This window comes from Bacillus sp. SRL543, assembly GCF_984799205.1.
Genome location: NZ_OZ481794.1, coordinates 2,699,555 through 2,716,016, shown reverse-complemented (window position 1 = coordinate 2,716,016; position 16,462 = coordinate 2,699,555). Strand labels below are relative to the sequence as shown.

Here is a 16,462-nt window from a genome sequence, read left to right as displayed (position 1 = left end):
ATAAGATTAGGAGGGTAAGTGCATGAAGGATGGAGCGGTGTCTATTTTCGCCCTTGGCGGCGTGAATGAAATCGGCAAAAATATGTATGTTCTTCAAACTGGAGAAGATATTGTGGTCATTGACTGCGGAGGGAAGTTTCCGGATGAAAGCCTGATGGGCATAGATTTAATCATTCCTGATATTTCTTATCTTCAAGAAAACCAGGCAAAGATAAAAGGGATGATCATCACACATGGACATGAAGACCATATTGGAGGCATCGGCTATTTTCTCAAACGGTTGAATGTGCCTGTATATGGAACAAGATTTACATTGGGCCTTATTGAATTGAAATTATCAGAACACGGAATCCTGTCTGATTCAGAGCTTAACCAGATAGATTCTGATACAGTTTTGGACTTTGGCAGCATACAGGCAAGCTTTTTTAAAGTCAATCACAGCATTCCCGACTGTCTCGGGATTGCCTTCCAAACACCTGAAGGGATGATAGTTCATACTGGGGACTTCAAATTCGATCTGACGCCTATGAATGAGCAGTATGCTGATATCCATAAGATGGCTGAGCTGGGAACAAAGGGAGTGCTTGCTCTTCTTTCTGAAAGTACCAATGCAGAGAGGGCAGGATTTTCTCCGTCTGAACGAATTGTCGGCGATCATATCCTGGAAGCCTTTATCAAGGCGCCGCGGAAGGTGGTCATTTCGACTTTCGCGTCAAATGTGAACAGGGTCCAGCAGGTGGCGGATGCCTGCTTTAAAACGGGACGCAAGCTCGCACTCCTGGGCAGGAGCATGATCAATGTAGTGGGGGTCGCGATGGAACGCGGCTATCTGACTATACCTGAAGGCATGCTGATCCAGGGTGCGGACATTGACTCTCATCCGCCCGAAAAGGTATGTATTTTATGCACAGGGAGCCAGGGGGAGCCGATGGCCGCTCTGGCCCGTTTGTCTACCAATAATTTCAGGGATGCCGAAGTGCTGCCGGGCGATACGGTCATCCTTGCAGCCGGTCCGATACCTGGAAACGAACGGGGTGTGACCAAAATCATCGACAATCTTTATATGCTTGGAGCGAACGTTATCTATGGCTCAGGCACTTCAACCGGGATGCACGTTTCCGGGCACGGTTATCAGGAGGACCTTAAGCTGATGCTAACTTTGATGAAGCCTAAGTATTTCATTCCGATCCACGGGGAATACCGGATGCTGCACCATCACAGATTGCTGGCTGAGTCTGCAGGTGTTGAAGAGGGGCACACATTTATTGTGAAAAACGGTGATGTGGTGGATATTGAAGATGGCACGGCCCGTCAGACAAGGGAGGTGCCATCAGGGAATACCCTCATTGACGGGATGGGTGTCGGAGATGTCGGCGAGGTTGTTCTCCGAGACAGGAAGCAGCTGTCAGAGGATGGGATGCTTGTCATCGTCTTCACCTTCAGCAAGAAGGAAAGGAAAATTGTCTCAGGGCCTGATACTATATCTCGGGGCTTTGTCTATACGCGTGAGTCCGATGATCTGCTGCGAAAGGTGAATAGTATTGTTAAAAGCACGGTTAATGATCTGAGGCAGGAGAATTATTACCAAAGAAATTCTACAAAGCAGAAAATTAAGAAGTCAGTCGGGCAATATTTATTTTCCGAAACGAAAAGGAAGCCGATGATTCTGCCGATCATTATTGAGATTTAAAAGCCCAAGCTGCACCGCCCAGCCTTCCTGCATATATTGCCCATATGCTTAAGCAGGGAGGCTGAATCATGAAGATTGAAAAGCTGAAAACTTATTATGGCTATGATCTGCTGATTGACCGGGTGCTGTATAAAAGATGCTTGAACTGCGAGAACTGGTTTCCATTCGAAAATGAAATGGGGTTTTGCCGTTCTTGCCTCCATAAGGCACACAGGCCGTGTAAGTAAACACTTTGTTCATAGAAGGAAGGATCGGGTTGAGCAATAATTTGTTTGAAGCAATGGATGAAGAGACTAATAAGGAAGTCAGTGAAGCGATAGCAGGACTATCATTCACTAAAAATTTCCGTTCCCCTACTGCTGAAGAATGGTATGTGTTCCTGCCAGGATACCAGGATCCGCAGACGGGAGGAGCAGCAGGAAAGGCAATCATCCATTATAATATTTACGATACAAAGCATTTTAATATCAATACAACGATTGTTTGGGATGATCCGGCACTTTACCATGCACACAGGCATAAGTTTGTTTACGCAGTCTGTGATGAAATTGTCAATCGTCTTGTAGGCTATGCTGATACACTGCTGTCAGTCCATTCCGGCGAAAATTCATATAATGCAGAATACAGGCAGTAGGGAAATTCACTTGAATGAATCTCCCTTTGTTTGTTTTTAATAATCATATTATGTAAATTAATTTTACATTTAGTTTGCTTATTTGCGAAAAAATCACCTGTTCCAATGGGCAGGTATCTTAAGGGCGGGTGGCAGCTTAGTCGAAAGGTTTCCAAAAGATGCATTCACCTGGGCCTGGGTTAAAAATATACACCCCGTGAGGTCAGCTCCGCAAAGATTGGCATCCCGCAAATCAGCACCGATCAAATCGCTTTTCCGCAGATCAGCATTCTGCAGATCTGCCGCAATCAGAAGCGCCCCCCTCAGACTTGTTCCCCTTAAATCTTCACCTTTTAGCTTTGCACCAATAAAATCCATGCTTTTTTTCAGCTTAGATATTTTAGATTTTTTCTTATGCTGGATGCCTTTCCTGTAAAGTTCGCTGCTTTTGACCAGCAGCTCATTGACTATGCTTCTGTGTGCATGAACATCCAGAGCCATTATGGATTTTGCATCAAGCATTGCTAGTAATTTTATGTTGTCATAAGCAGTTTGTCTTTAAAGGCAAAACGGAAACTTCCTTTGAACGAATATATAGTAAATTATAACATGGTGCCAGTCATCAGAGTGGGTGATTTTTACAAATGATCGCTCATAGATACATACCTGTTGACATTATCTCGGAACCATCTTAGAATTATCTCGAATTAAAGGTAAACATCAGAAGGTTAAACACTGCCAAAATAGGGGAAATCAGAGATAGACAAAACAATTAAACAATACTGGAAGGTGAATGGGATGGAACATATTTTTCGAAAGGGCTCAAACCCGGATAAGCCGACACTCCTGCTGCTGCACGGGACTGGGGGAAATGAAAGGGACCTGATTCCGCTGTCAGTGATTATAGATGAAGAAGCCTCTGTACTCAGCGTGAGGGGGAATGTGCTGGAAAATGGGATGCCGCGCTTCTTCCGGAGATTATCGGAAGGTGTATTTGATGAAGAAGATCTTGTTTTCCGCACAAATGAACTGAATGAATTCCTGGATGAAGCAGCTGCCAAATATGAGTTTGACCGCAGCAATATCTTCGCCGTAGGCTATTCTAATGGTGCCAATATAGCTGCCAGTTTATTATTTCACTATAAAGACGCCTTAAAAGGTGCGATCCTTCACCATCCGATGGTGCCAAGAAGGGGTGTCGAGCTGCCTGACCTGACCGGAACCACAGTCTTCATCGCTGCCGGCAAAAACGATCCGATCTGCCCATCTGCAGAATCAGAAGAACTCACATCTCTACTGGAAGATGCCAATGCTGATGTTGAGCTGCACTGGGAGAATTATGGACATCAGCTGACATCTCAGGAGGCAGAGGCTGCGGCAGAATGGTATAAGAGCAAAGTAAAATAAAAGATTATGATTACTTAACAGATGCTGGCCATTTTTATGGTCAGCCTTTTTCTTGGTAAATCTATATATATATTAAGGGCAATTATGGTAAAATAGTGAAAACTCTAGGGGGAGTATTCATGTTTCATCTGGATTTGGATGCTGAAATTTCACTCAGGCTTTATCAGCCGGAGGATGCTGACGAACTTTTTAATCTGACAATCGAGTCAAAGGAATATTTAAAAGAATGGCTGGGCTGGCTGGATTATACCAAGACAGCAGAGGATTCAGCCGGTTTTATTCAATCCTCTCTCAGTGCGTATGAGAAGAATGGAAAGCATCCCCAGGCTGCGGCCATCATTTACAAGGGGAAGATTGCCGGCACGATTGGTTTCAATGAAATCAGCCGGATTCACAAAATCGGCGTATTAGGCTACTGGCTTGGTGAGAAGTATCAGGGAAAAGGAATCATGAACAGTGCTTTCTCAGCCCTTGTAGAATATGGATTCTCAGAAGCATGCCTCAACCGGATTGAAGTAAGGGCTGCTGCCGGCAATGTGAAAAGCCGGGCTTTGCCGCTACGGCACGGTTTCACGGAAGAAGGCATTATACGGGATGCAGAATGGCTCTATGATCATTATGTAGACCATATAGTATACGGTCTCCTGAAAAAAGAGTATACAAGCAGAGAAACAGATGATATTTTACATAGCACGACTATTTAGAGCCGCCCTAAGCGGTTCTTTTTTTATAAAAAATTATGCGGAATTATATTTCTGAATATATTGTTTTATCAGAATTTGTTATACTGTTTTAGGAAACCGGTTTCAATAAAAAGAAAGGGGCAGTGAAGATGATACATAAAGAATTGAAGGCTTTTCCGCAGAATTTCCTTTGGGGGGCTGCTTCTGCGGCCTATCAGGTAGAAGGTGGCTGGAACGAAGATGGCAAAGGTCTTTCCAATTGGGATGAATTTGTCCGGATTCCCGGCAAGACATTTAAAGGGACGACTGGCGATGTGGCTGTTGGCCATTACCGGCACTTTAAAGAAGATGTGCAGCTGATGGCTCAAATGGGATTGAAGGCATACCGTTTTTCAGTTGCCTGGACGAGAATTTTTCCTGAAGGAAAGGGAAAAGTGAATGAAAAGGGCATCGAATTTTATGATTCACTGATCAATGAGCTGATCAAACATGATATTGAACCCATCATTACTCTTTATCACTGGGATCTGCCGCAGGCACTCCAGGAGGAATACGGCGGCTGGGAATCCCGGCAGATCATTGAAGACTTTACGGCATACAGTTCAGAGCTGTTTAAGCGTTTCGGCGATAGGGTCAAATATTGGGTCAGCCTGAACGAGCAGAATATTTTCACGATGTTTGGCTACCGTAATGCCATGCATCCGCCTGGAGTCAAGGATGACAAGCTTTTTTACCAGGTGAATCACCATGCAAATCTGGCCAATGCCAGTGTTATAAAAGCATTCCGTAATTATGTGCCGGAAGGGAAAATCGGGCCGAGCTTTGCGTACACGCCTTCTTATCCGCGCTCTCCTGAACCAAAGGATATCATTGCCAGTGAAAACGCAGAAGAGCTCAACAGCCACTGGTGGATGGATGTCTACGCATGGGGCAAGTACCCGAAAGCAGCCTGGAATTATTTAGAGAATGAAGGGATCGCCCCTGAAGTGGAAGCGGGGGACTGGGAGCTTTTGCAGGCAGGGAAGCCTGATTTTATGGGGCTGAATTATTATCAGACAGCAACCTTTGAAGCGAATCCGCTTGATGGGGGTGTGGCTGAAGGCGAAATGAATACCACTGGCAAAAAAGGGACCACTAAAGCGTCAGGTGTGCCCGGCTTATATAGAACAGCTGACAACCCGTCCCTGGAAAAAACGAACTGGGACTGGACAATCGATCCTCAGGGGCTGCGAGTGGCACTGCGCCGGATCACAAGCAGATATCAGCTTCCAGTGTTGATCAGTGAAAACGGGCTGGGAGAATTCGATAAGCTTGAAGAAGATGGCACGGTGAATGATGAGTACCGGATTGCCTTTATCCGTTCTCATATCCAGTCCATGCAGGAAGCCATTTCTGATGGAGTGGACCTGCTTGGCTATTGCGTCTGGTCATTTACCGACCTGCTGAGCTGGCTGAACGGCTTCCAGAAGAGGTATGGTTTTGTGTATGTCAATCAGCATGAAGAAGGAGAGCATGACCTTAAAAGAACTAAAAAGAAGAGTTTTTATTGGTATAGTGAAGTAATAAAAAGCAATGGAGACACATTATAAGCTAATTAATAAAAAGAGAGCGATAGGCTCTCTTTTTGTTTGGAAATCGGTTTCTAAATTTGGGGAATATGAGTGAAATGGAGTGAATATGCAGCATTCAGAAACATTTTTAGTTTTGAAAATATTATATTAATCTAGTATTCAGAAAAATTATTGACTAAATTTTCAAAAATATAGTTGATTTCTTAAAAATAGGCTCATATAATTACAAATGAAAGCGGTTTCCGGTAAAGAACGAAAGCGGTTTCCGTAAAAAGATGCGACAGGTCCTTGGATACTTTCGGAGGGGGTGGCTTAAGGCAGGATAGGCAGGTTCTCTAGAGGGATGGTTTAAATTTACTTAATAATATTGGGGGAGATTCACTTGAAATGGAACAGCCTGAAAAAAATAGCGGCATTCGGAGCATCATCTGTTCTGGCATTATCACTTGCCGCCTGCAGCGGCGAAGAAACTTCATCCGGAGGATCGGATGGGGGCGGTGACGTGACTTTAAGCTTCTGGACGTTCGGAGCGACCAATTATGAGGAGCTTGCCAAAAAATATACAGAAGAAAACCCGAATGTCAAAATCAAAGTGAAATCATCAGAGACCGCAGATCATCATGATGCCTTATTTACTTCCTTGTCAGCCGGCAGTGGGGCGCCTGACATCGCCATGCTGGAAATTGACCAGTTTGACCGCTTCAAAGTTGCCCAGGACCGGTTTGAGAACTTATACGATCTAGGTGCCAAGGATGTCCAGGATCAATATCTGGATTGGAAATGGCAAGGCGGAGAGAACACGGATGGGGACTTCCTGTTCGGCATGCCGACCGATATTGGGCCAAAGGCTTTATACTATCGTTCAGACATCTTTGAGGAAGCCGGCCTTCCTACAGATCCTGCCGAGGTTGCAGCTCTCATCAACTCGCCTGAAGCTTTCCAGGAAGCGGGCCTGCAGGTGAAAGAAAAAACCGGGAAGCCTTTCGTCGACAGCATTGAAATGGCTTACAGGGCATACTTGGATTCGGCTGAGTCGACTTATCTGAATCCAAAGGGCGAGCTTCTTCTGGAGGAAGATGGAAATGCAGTGAAGGAAGCTTATGATTATGCCGTTAAGCTTGATGAATTGGGAATTGTCGGGAAATATGAGATGTGGTCGCCGGAATGGTCCAATGCGGTGAATAAAGGCGAGTTTGCAGCAGAGCTCGGGGCTGGCTGGCTTAAAGGCTGGATGGAAGGAAATGCTCCTGATGCTGTAGGCAAGTGGAAAGTAGCCACGCTTCCGAAGGAATTCGCTGCAAACTGGGGCGGCTCATATATTGCTGTTCCAAAGGAAACCAAAAATGCGCAGGCGGCGTATGACTTTGTTGAATGGCTAGTATCGCCGGACCGCCAGCTTGAATCTTTCCAGAGCAAGGGCCTTTTCCCATCTGCACCGGCTGTTTATGATATGGAAGAGTTCAAATCGAATGAAGATGAATTTTTCGGCGGACAGGTAACATCCAGCGTGTTTGCAGAAGCGGCACAGGATATCCAGGGAGCCGTCTATAAGGGAGAAAAATACTTCCCGGTTCACCAGGAAATTACAAATGCCCTGAAGAATGTCCAAAACGGCAAGGATCCTGAAAAAGAATGGAAAGCAGCCATTAAACGGGCTAAAGACCTGATAGGAAGATAAAGAATTAAAAAAAGGAAATGGCTTTCTAAAGCCATTTCCTGATTTATGATAGAAATGAGGCGGGAACATGCAAACGGCTGCCAAAGAAAGCAAACCGAATAAGAGGCCATTGCCTGGAACGAAGAAGCATTTGTCTGAAGCTAAAAAGGATATGATATCCGGCTATTTATATATAGCACCTTTTTTTATCATTTTTGCTATTATCGGCCTTTATCCGGCCATTTTCAGCTTGTACCTGGCATTCCAGAAATGGAACGGGCTGAGCCCGATGACATTTGCCGGACTGAATAATTTCAAGATTGTATTGGAAGATCCGCTTTTCTGGAAGTCGGTTTACAACACAATCGTGATGGGGCTTTTAGGAACAGCCCCGCAGCTGATTGTCGGGATCATCCTCGCCTTTCTGCTCAATCTTACGTTCATCCGGTTCAAGAATTTTTTCCGGGTGACCATTTTCATGCCATATATCACCTCGATGGTGGCTGTTGCCTTAATTTTCAGCGTCCTGTTCAGCAACCATGAAACCTCGCTGGCCAACTATGTCTTAAGCCTCTTCGGCTTTGATCCGGTCAACTGGGGAGCTTCGGAATGGGGCACGAAAATCGCAATTTCCATTATGGTCTTCTGGAGATGGGTCGGCTATAATACGATCATTTTCCTGGCAGGGATCCAAAGTATTCCAAATGACTTATACGAGGCGGCAACAATCGATGGAGCAAGCAAAACGCAGCAGCTGTTTTACATAACACTTCCGCTGCTGAAGCCGTTTATTCTCCTGACTGTTTTCTTCTCAACAGTCGGTGCGCTCCAGCTGTTCTCAGAACCTACTGTATTCCTTGGGGCCGGAGCATTTTCAAGGGACGAAGCAATGACGATTGTTATGTATTTGTACCGTGATGCGTTCAAGCTTCAATCATTTGGTACAGCATCTGCAACAGCCATCATCCTGCTTGTCATCATCGCTGCTTTCGCAACTATCAATACTATGCTGACATCAGGATATGGGCGGGGAAAAAGGAGGGCAACTAAATGAGCATGAACACAGCCAGAAAGAAACCCGGAAAAGGGAATCTGCCGATCTATCTGTTTCTGGGCATTGCTTCTTTAATTTCCCTTTTCCCTTTTTATTGGATGTTTGTGATGGCAACAAGCCCAAGCTCAGCATACAACACGATTCCCCCGACGCTGACACCTGGGAATCTGCTGGTGGCCAATTTCAAGAAAGTGCTGAGCAATATTGATTTTTTCAACGCAATGCTGAATTCCTTTATCATCTGTGCGGTTGTTACACTCGTGGTTCTGGCTATCAGTTCCCTGGCCGGTTTCGCATTTGCAAAATTTAAGTTTCCCGGGAAGAATATTCTTTTCATCTCAATCCTGGTGACGATGATCATTCCGCCGCAGCTCGGCCTCATTCCCCAGTATTTCCTGATTTCCAAGGCAGGGCTTCTTGATACACTTTCTGGAGTGATGGTCTTGTTCTTCCTGAATCCTTTAGGAATTTTCCTGATGAGGCAATATGTGAATGAAGCTGTTCCGGATGAGCTGATTGAAGCGGCAAAGCTGGATGGGTGCTCCAATTTCCGGATTTACAGAAGCATCGTTCTGCCCATCATCCTACCTGCCTTTGCAACGCTTGGAATTATCGTGTTTACGGCAGTATGGGGAGAGTTCCTATGGCAGTTCACGGTGCTGAGGGATCCGGAAATGTATACGATACAAGTTGCACTTGCTAATCTGAGCAACACTCATAATATCGATTTCGGAATGATCATGTCCGGCGTATTCTGGGCTACGGTGCCTCTTTTGGTCATATTCCTGCTGTTCAACAAGCTTTTCATTTCCAGCATCACAGAAGGGTCTGTAAAATAATCGGACCTTTCTGATTCTGGAGATTGAAACGAAAGGAAACAGCTAGTAATCTAGTAATAAAGAACATATTTTGGAAGCAGAAGGGATTCTCATGAGCCTAACGATAAAAAATATTGCGGAAATTGCTGGCGTCTCGGCCGCAACCGTTTCTAAGGTCATCAATAATTACGGAGGCATCAGTGAAAGAACGAAGAAAAAGGTTATGGCTGTCATTCATGAGATGGATTATGAACCGAATTTTTCGGCCAGATCGCTCGCTACAAAAAAATCCAATCTCATCGGCCTTATTTATGCCGGCAAAATCAATGTAGACATGACCCACCCATATTTCAACGAAGTCATTTCTTCTTTTAAAAAAAATATCGGCATGCTTGGCTATGATATCCTGATGTTCTCCAATGAAAATTTCCGGCAGGACAATGGGAGTTATATGGCAAGGTGCAGACATTTTAATGTGGACGGCTGTCTTGTCATTGCCGGGGAAGAAGTGGAGGAAGCAGTACATGAGCTCGCTAAGGCTGATTTTCCTTGCATCGGGATCGACATTGAACTGACCGGCCCGAAATCGGCCTTTGTCATGACTGATAATGTGAATCTCTCCCGAAAGGTTATTGAGCATCTTTATCTCAATTCTGTCAGGGATGTTGGTTTCATCGGAGGAATGAAGGGGTCTGTAATTTCCAATTTAAGAAAAAAAGGATTCCTTGAGGCGATGAACCAGTTCGGCCTTGAAATCAGGGAAGACTGGATCCAATACGGCGATTATCATGAAGGCAGCGGGTATCAGTGCATGCAAAGGATCCTTGAAGGGAAAAGGAAGCCCGAAGCTGTCTTTGCAGCCTCCGATTTAATGGCGCTTGGAGCACTAAGGGCTATTAAGGAAGCCGGGCTTTCCGTCCCTCACGATATAAGGGTGATTGGCTGCGATGATATTGCCGCCTGCCGCTACAGCGATCCCAAGCTTTCGACAGTCAAGCAGGATAAAGAGAAATTCGGGAAATTGTCGGCTTATATGCTGAACGATCTAATCAACGGCAAATCCCAGCCGCGGCCTGCCCTGATCGACTCTGAGCTGATCATCAGGGAATCCTGCGGAACACATATGTAATAGAAGGAAAATGATCCTTTGGCGGAAGGATACATGGGGGTAGGAGCATTGAGAAATTATGCAGCATTTGATGTAGGGGGCTCATCCATAAAATATGCCTTGATGGATGAAGCGGGCAGCATTATAAAAAAGTCATCAATCCCGACTCCAAAGGAAGGCATTGAAGCACTTATAGAAGCGATCGGAAAGGCTGTCGAGGAAATCGAGTTCATTAGCCCCGTGGAGGGAATCGCGATGAGCATGCCGGGAGCGGTCGATGTGGTAAGCGGGACCATCCATGGGGCAAGCGCCGTTCCATATGTACATGGCCCGAATATCAGGGAGCTGGTGGAAAGAAGGACAGGGCTTCCGGCGGAGCTGGAAAATGATGCGAATTGTGCCGGCCTTGCAGAAGGATGGATCGGTGCTGCAAAGGATGTTCGGGATTATATATGCATAGTTATTGGGACTGGAATCGGCGGAGCCATTGTCCTGGACAAAAAAGTGAGGCATGGAGCGAGCTTCCATGGCGGAGAGTTCGGCTATATGATCATGGAGGATTATTTAGATAATCCTTTAGGAAGAAGCTGGAGCGATCTTGGTGCCACTGGTGCACTGGTCAATATTGCAGCAGCCAGAAAAGGTTTGGATCCTGAAACACTGGACGGCCGTAAAGTGTTTGAAATGGCAGAGGGCGGAGATAAAGAAATCCAGGAAGAAATAGAGCGCTTCTACAAACGCCTGGCTGTCGGCATTCTGAATCTGCATTATATTATCGATCCTGAAAAAATTCTTATCGGCGGTGCGATATCAGGCAGACATGATTTTTGTGAGAGAATCAATAGAGTTCTTGCAAGCATGAAATCTGATATCCACTCGCTTGATGTAAAAGCCGAGGTATGCAAATTTGGGAACGACTCCAATCTTATTGGAGCGCTGTACCATTTTTTACAGCGCCAAAAGGCGAAAGATATAGTAATGGACTTAAGATAAAGATTAGTTTTCGGCTAATCTTTATTTTTTTCATTTAAAAAGAAAGCATGGCATGGGCAGTTTTTTTGTGAAGCTTCATGAAAGCGTTTAATATGGAAATGAGCTGCTAGTATTGCTTAAAGGAGGAATATTGATGGTGTATCTTGCAGGTGAACAGCGCTATGAAACTATGAAGTACAATCGGAGCGGACGCTCAGGGCTAAGGCTGCCAGCCATTTCCCTTGGTTTATGGCATAATTTCGGTGGAACTGATACATATGAAAATGGGAGGGGAATGCTCAGGAGGGCATTTGACCTGGGAATAACCCATTTCGACCTGGCCAATAACTATGGCCCTCCGGCAGGATCGGCTGAGGAAATGTTCGGCCGGATGATGAAGTCGGATTTTGCCCCTTACAGAGATGAAATGATTATATCCACGAAGGCTGGCTATTATATGTGGCCCGGACCCTATGGGGAGTGGGGAAGCAGGAAATATCTCATTTCAAGTCTGGACCAAAGTTTGAAGCGGATGGGGCTTGATTATGTGGACATTTTCTACTCACACCGCCCTGACCCGGACACGCCGCTGGAGGAAACGATGGGAGCTTTGGATTCAATAGTGAAGCAGGGTAAAGCCTTGTATGTCGGCATCAGCAGCTATTCGGCAGAGCAGACTGAAGAAGCTGTGAAAATCCTGAACAGGCTCGGGACGCCGCTGGTTATCCACCAGCCAAGCTATTCGATGCTTAACCGCTGGATCGAGGACGGCCTACAGGATGTTTTGGAAGAAAACGGTGTGGGATCGATTGCCTTCTGTCCGCTAGCTCAGGGGCTGTTGACCAACAAGTATATAAACGGAATTCCTGCTGACAGCAGGGCTGCCAGCGAGACTGGTGCGCTCAGCGGGGACCAGGTGACAGAGCAAACAATCGAAAAAGTCAGGAAGCTCCATGAACTCGCTTCTGAACGCGGGCAGAGCCTTGCTCAAATGTCGCTTGCATGGGTCCTTCGCGGGGGGCGGGTGACATCTGCTTTGATCGGTGCAAGCAGGGTCTCCCAGATTGAAGAAAATGTCGCTGCGCTGGATAATCTGGAGTTTTCGGCTGAAGAGCTAAGCAGGATCGAAGATATTTTAAAAAGCTGAAATATGGCCGGTTCCTATTAGGAGCCGGCCGTTATAGTTTCCTGAATCTCAAAATAATGCAGAATCCTGCTATTAATGCGCCTGAAGTGCCGGCAATGAGATCCAGCATGGTATCTTTATTGCCGCCGCGCTGCATCGTTTCCGTGAAAAGCTGGTCGCCGGCAAACTCATAAATTTCCCAGAGGACGCTCGCTGCGGCAGATAAGGAAAAGCTGAAAAGGAATAAAAGTGTGCGTGAATTCCCTTTTCCGCCGGATAATATCTTAAAGATAAAAACGGCAGCTATGCCGGCAAAAATTCCTTTATAAAGGTGAAGGGTGGTATCCCACCAGGCATATTTGTCATAGAAGCTTGCGATCGAGCCCAGGCAGATGGAGCAGAATACGAACAAAAAGTAGCCGAAGACCAGGGCAGCCGGGAACGGTTTTTTTACTAAAATCAGTAATAAGGGAAGTGCGCTTACGATGATTCCTCCGATAGATACCTGCCAGCGGGAAGAATCGTCTTTGAAAAGATAATAAATGCATAAAGCCGCAAAAAAAATGGTGAAAGCAGTACACAATATAATTAGAATCCTTTTTTTCGCCGCCATTTATTGCAGATGCTCCGGCGGCTCTGTGCTATGGGATTTATGGGCCACTTCCGCAAATAGATCCTGTTTTGACGTATCAATGGCGGGCACAGGTACGGCATTTCCATTCAGCAGCAAGATCATTTGGTTCATCTGCTGCTGAAGCTGCTGGATATCCTTTTTCAATGCCGGCTTGGCATCTTCCTTCAGCTCGAATCCAATTTGCCCGTTAGGCTCTAATGTTGCCCATTTGACATCCTGAAGGCTTGAGACATTATTCTGCCGGAGCTTCATCTCCAGCTGGTCAACAGTCAGCCTTACCTTTTTCAGACCTTTCTCATCAAGATTTCCATTATTGATTAATATTTTTGCTCTTCCGGTGATGAATTTCTCAACCTTATCAAACTTCACCTGCAAGAGCTCCATGATGACCAGGGTTACTACCAGAATTGCTCCTACAATGATGGTTGTCCAAATGTTTTTTCCGGCGAGCGGCTGAATTAACAAAGAACCGATTCCAATCATAATGACTGTCTGGGCAAGGGTCATCTGGGAAATTGATTTCCTGCCGGCTATCCTGAGGAGCAGGGTGCCTGCCACTACAATCAAGATCGATTTCCAAATCCAATTAAGATCCATTTACATCACCTTTCAGAAAAACCTTTTAGCATAGTCTTCTGCAGTCAAACATGAATATATGCATCCGTGACGGATAGACGGTATGGTGGATTCTAAAGTGGTGCAGTATTTTGGCAATAAATGTATTTTATGTAGAATGACGGTTAATTTATGTAGAATTATTGCCTTTTTATGTAGAATCATTGCTTTATTATGTAGAAAAATTAAAGATTTATGTAGAATTCCACTGCAGCAGCAATTTTGCTGACTAAAACTAAGCTGCTGCGGAGGATCATACTTATTAAAAGGCGTCTGAAGAAGAGTTTCACACGCATAAGCACAAAATCAACATGGAGCACGAACAAAAGTCTACAAAAAAGGAGGGGATTACCCCTCCGGATTTAGCTTCATATTAGACTGTTTTTCTTTTGTCAGTGTAAAGAAAAGAATGAAGCCGATAAATGATGTGGTGAATAAGATGCTTCCCATCGGTACGGCGGATGCTTCATTGATCCCGACAAGAGGGGAGACGATACTGCCCAGGAGGAGCGGCATCATGCCGATGACGGCGCTGGCGCTTCCTGCGCGGTGACCCTGATTTTTCAATGCGAGCGTAAAGGAGCTGGTAAGGATCATCCCCATAGACGTCATATATATAAATATCGGGATGACCAGCATAAACAGCGGCCCCTTAATGATGGTCATAGTAAGCAATAATGCAGTCGCGCTGACAGCAATGCAGACGGCTGTCCGAAGCAGCGTCCTTTCCGGAACAATGCCGGCGAGGCGGCCGATCAGAAAGCTCCCGGTGATGATGGCAATCCCATTAATTCCGAACAGGATGCTGAATATCTGGGGGGAAACTCCATAAATTCCCTGGTAAACAAATGGTGTTCCGGATACATAAGCAAAGCTTCCTCCATGTACAAAACCGACAATCAGGGCATAGCCTATGAAAGAGCGGTCCTTGAACAAGCCGCCCATTGCCTTGACTGTGCCGCCCAGGCTGCTGGGAATGCGCTTTTCAGCAGGAAGCGTCTCGGGCAGGCGAATTGAAATGATTGTAACGATGGCCAGTCCAAGCGCACATAAAAAGTAAAAAATGGTATGCCAGCTGGCGAATGGAAGCAAGAGGAGTGCACCGCCGGTCATAGGCGCAATCATCGGAGCGGTAGCATTTATCACCATTAATAAGGAGAAAAACTTCGTCAGCTCTGTACCGCTGAATACATCCCTGACAACTGCACGCGACAGGACAATCCCGGCTGAAGCGGTTAACCCCTGAAAGAAACGGGCAGCTATAAAAGTAGTGATATTTGGTGCAAGCGCACAAAATAATGAAGCGATGCTAAAAAGGGAAATCCCAATCAGAAGCGGTGTTCTCCTGCCTTGTGCATCACTGATCGGCCCGACAATCATCTGACCGGCAGCGAGCCCCATCAGACAGGCGGTCAAGCTGAGCTGTACAAGGGACGCAGAGGCATTCAGATCTCTGCCGATATCCGGAAAGCTCGGCAAGTACATATCGATGTTAAATGGCCCTAAGATTCCTAATGAACTAAGAAGAAAAGCAAGGGCGAGCCTTTCTCTTCCTGTTGGATTTTGAAGCATGATCTCAAACCTTTCTTTCCAGCAATCTGCTATTCTTGGCATAAATATGGCTAGTATACGCCAGCATTAAGAGGAAGTCCAGTGCAGAGCAATAGTATTGATGATATTTTTACAGAAAAGCAACGGAGCAGTTGTGCTGAATGAATTTCAATGCATGGGAAAGCCTCTTTTTAGACATCCTAAGTCTTGGAGGTGATTGACATGCGCAAAGATGATCAAGAAGGCGTGCCGGAGGAGAGCGGGCAAAACACCCTTATCGATACTGTAAATGCTACCTTTAACAGTATGGTTGAGGATGTCAAAAATATAATTAATGACAATGACGAGCGAGCCAGCCGAGAATGATAAACGCCTGAATGGGCGTTTATTTTTTAACTTGTTATAAAACTGGTATAAATTCTTTTGAAAAAGAAACCTTTCCTTTTAAAAAACGTAAAAGTGTTAGATGAAGGGGATACTCTCAAGTGCCAGCAGCTGGCTGGAGATTTTTTAAGGCACTTTATACAGGAAGTTTTTTAAAAAATATGATATGGTATATTAAGGAAAAGGGGGGGGAGGATGGGTAAAGTTTTCTTGTCAATTCTGCTGGTTCTGCTTGCTGCGACAATTGTCAGCTTTGTTTCGGGATTCCATTCTGCCGGCTATTTATTTGGCTTCATGTTCGGTACATTTGCAATGGGGATAAGCTTTGTGTACTCTGCCAGGGATGATGACCGGTACAGGCCGAATTATCTGAACAACGGAAGCGGGAAAAAATAGACCGCTGACTAAAGCAAGTCCGGGAACCCAAATTTTCAAGCGGGTTCTTTTTTATTTTGCGGGTTTGCAATATTTATAGAAAGGCTAAAAGAAAGATGTAATAAAATGAAACTTTTTACTCTTTTTAATCGTTAAATTATATATAGTATTACGAGGTAGTCTAAACTTTATTAATATATTATC

18 protein-coding genes are annotated in these 16,462 nt (G+C 45.2%); 14 read left to right on the top strand and 4 right to left on the bottom strand.

The window, feature by feature from the left end; genetic code table 11:
* Positions 1-22: 22 nt before the first annotated feature.
* The 3 genes from AC4E8B_RS13820 to AC4E8B_RS13810 all read left to right on the top strand — a co-directional run bounded on the left by AC4E8B_RS13820 (position 23) and on the right by AC4E8B_RS13810 (position 2,324).
* Positions 23-1,690, top strand: coding sequence for a ribonuclease J (locus AC4E8B_RS13820; protein WP_490213959.1), 1,668 nt, complete (start codon positions 23-25; stop codon positions 1,688-1,690).
* Between the two features lie 68 nt (positions 1,691-1,758).
* Positions 1,759-1,917 carry a hypothetical protein gene (locus tag AC4E8B_RS13815; protein ID WP_490213958.1) on the top strand — a complete coding sequence of 53 codons (159 nt, stop codon included), beginning with the start codon at positions 1,759-1,761 and terminating at the stop codon, positions 1,915-1,917.
* A gap of 53 nt (positions 1,918-1,970) precedes the next feature.
* On the top strand, positions 1,971-2,324 hold the full coding sequence (locus AC4E8B_RS13810; protein ID WP_490219679.1) for a hypothetical protein: 354 nt from the start codon (positions 1,971-1,973) through the stop codon (positions 2,322-2,324).
* A gap of 93 nt (positions 2,325-2,417) precedes the next feature.
* On the opposite strand, the gene AC4E8B_RS13805 is transcribed toward AC4E8B_RS13810, so the two are convergent.
* The gene (locus tag AC4E8B_RS13805) at positions 2,418-2,825 is read right to left on the bottom strand and encodes a pentapeptide repeat-containing protein (RefSeq protein ID WP_490213957.1); all 408 of its coding nucleotides are present in this window, start codon (positions 2,823-2,825) and stop codon (positions 2,418-2,420) included.
* 276 nt (positions 2,826-3,101) lie between these two features.
* Here AC4E8B_RS13805 and AC4E8B_RS13800 point away from each other — a divergent pair, with 276 nt between their 5' ends.
* From AC4E8B_RS13800 to mgrA, 9 genes are all read left to right on the top strand, one after another.
* Positions 3,102-3,710: an alpha/beta hydrolase gene (locus tag AC4E8B_RS13800; protein WP_490213956.1), complete on the top strand. Its 609-nt coding sequence runs from the start codon at positions 3,102-3,104 to the stop codon at positions 3,708-3,710.
* A gap of 119 nt (positions 3,711-3,829) precedes the next feature.
* Positions 3,830-4,414, top strand: coding sequence for a GNAT family N-acetyltransferase (locus AC4E8B_RS13795; protein ID WP_490213955.1), 585 nt, complete (start codon positions 3,830-3,832; stop codon positions 4,412-4,414).
* Between the two features lie 128 nt (positions 4,415-4,542).
* Positions 4,543-5,982, top strand: a complete 1,440-nt coding sequence (locus AC4E8B_RS13790) for a glycoside hydrolase family 1 protein (RefSeq protein WP_490213954.1) — start codon at positions 4,543-4,545, stop codon at positions 5,980-5,982.
* 364 nt (positions 5,983-6,346) lie between these two features.
* The gene (locus AC4E8B_RS13785) at positions 6,347-7,642 is read left to right on the top strand and encodes an ABC transporter substrate-binding protein (RefSeq protein ID WP_490213953.1); all 1,296 of its coding nucleotides are present in this window, start codon (positions 6,347-6,349) and stop codon (positions 7,640-7,642) included.
* Between the two features lie 67 nt (positions 7,643-7,709).
* Positions 7,710-8,675: a carbohydrate ABC transporter permease gene (locus tag AC4E8B_RS13780; RefSeq protein WP_490213952.1), complete on the top strand. Its 966-nt coding sequence runs from the start codon at positions 7,710-7,712 to the stop codon at positions 8,673-8,675.
* Positions 8,672-9,514, top strand: coding sequence for a carbohydrate ABC transporter permease (locus AC4E8B_RS13775; RefSeq protein ID WP_490213951.1), 843 nt, complete (start codon positions 8,672-8,674; stop codon positions 9,512-9,514). The genes AC4E8B_RS13780 and AC4E8B_RS13775 overlap by 4 nt, the downstream gene beginning before the upstream one ends.
* A 91-nt stretch (positions 9,515-9,605) precedes the next feature.
* The gene (locus AC4E8B_RS13770; RefSeq protein WP_490213950.1) at positions 9,606-10,622 is read left to right on the top strand and encodes a LacI family DNA-binding transcriptional regulator; all 1,017 of its coding nucleotides are present in this window, start codon (positions 9,606-9,608) and stop codon (positions 10,620-10,622) included.
* Positions 10,623-10,670: 48 nt separating this feature from the next.
* Entirely contained in the window at positions 10,671-11,594 is a 924-nt protein-coding gene (locus AC4E8B_RS13765; RefSeq protein ID WP_490213949.1) for an ROK family protein, read from the top strand.
* Positions 11,595-11,727: 133 nt separating this feature from the next.
* Positions 11,728-12,720, top strand: a complete 993-nt coding sequence (mgrA, locus tag AC4E8B_RS13760; protein ID WP_490213948.1) for an L-glyceraldehyde 3-phosphate reductase — start codon at positions 11,728-11,730, stop codon at positions 12,718-12,720.
* Between the two features lie 31 nt (positions 12,721-12,751).
* On the opposite strand, the gene AC4E8B_RS13755 is transcribed toward mgrA, so the two are convergent.
* From AC4E8B_RS13755 to AC4E8B_RS13745, 3 genes are all read right to left on the bottom strand, one after another.
* Positions 12,752-13,282 (bottom strand): DUF2238 domain-containing protein, encoded by a 531-nt coding sequence (locus tag AC4E8B_RS13755; RefSeq protein ID WP_490213947.1) that lies wholly within the window; start codon positions 13,280-13,282, stop codon positions 12,752-12,754.
* 30 nt (positions 13,283-13,312) lie between these two features.
* Entirely contained in the window at positions 13,313-13,930 is a 618-nt protein-coding gene (locus AC4E8B_RS13750) for a DUF421 domain-containing protein (RefSeq protein ID WP_490213946.1), read from the bottom strand.
* A 366-nt stretch (positions 13,931-14,296) separates the two neighbouring features.
* Positions 14,297-15,520, bottom strand: coding sequence for a Bcr/CflA family efflux MFS transporter (locus tag AC4E8B_RS13745; protein WP_490219678.1), 1,224 nt, complete (start codon positions 15,518-15,520; stop codon positions 14,297-14,299).
* Positions 15,521-15,721: 201 nt separating this feature from the next.
* Here AC4E8B_RS13745 and AC4E8B_RS13740 point away from each other — a divergent pair, with 201 nt between their 5' ends.
* Together AC4E8B_RS13740 and AC4E8B_RS13735 are read left to right on the top strand one after the other, a co-directional pair.
* Positions 15,722-15,865 (top strand): hypothetical protein, encoded by a 144-nt coding sequence (locus AC4E8B_RS13740; RefSeq protein ID WP_490213945.1) that lies wholly within the window; start codon positions 15,722-15,724, stop codon positions 15,863-15,865.
* A 213-nt stretch (positions 15,866-16,078) separates the two neighbouring features.
* Complete coding sequence (locus AC4E8B_RS13735) at positions 16,079-16,279, top strand: hypothetical protein (protein WP_490213944.1); 201 nt, start codon at positions 16,079-16,081, stop codon at positions 16,277-16,279.
* Positions 16,280-16,462: the final 183 nt, after the last annotated feature.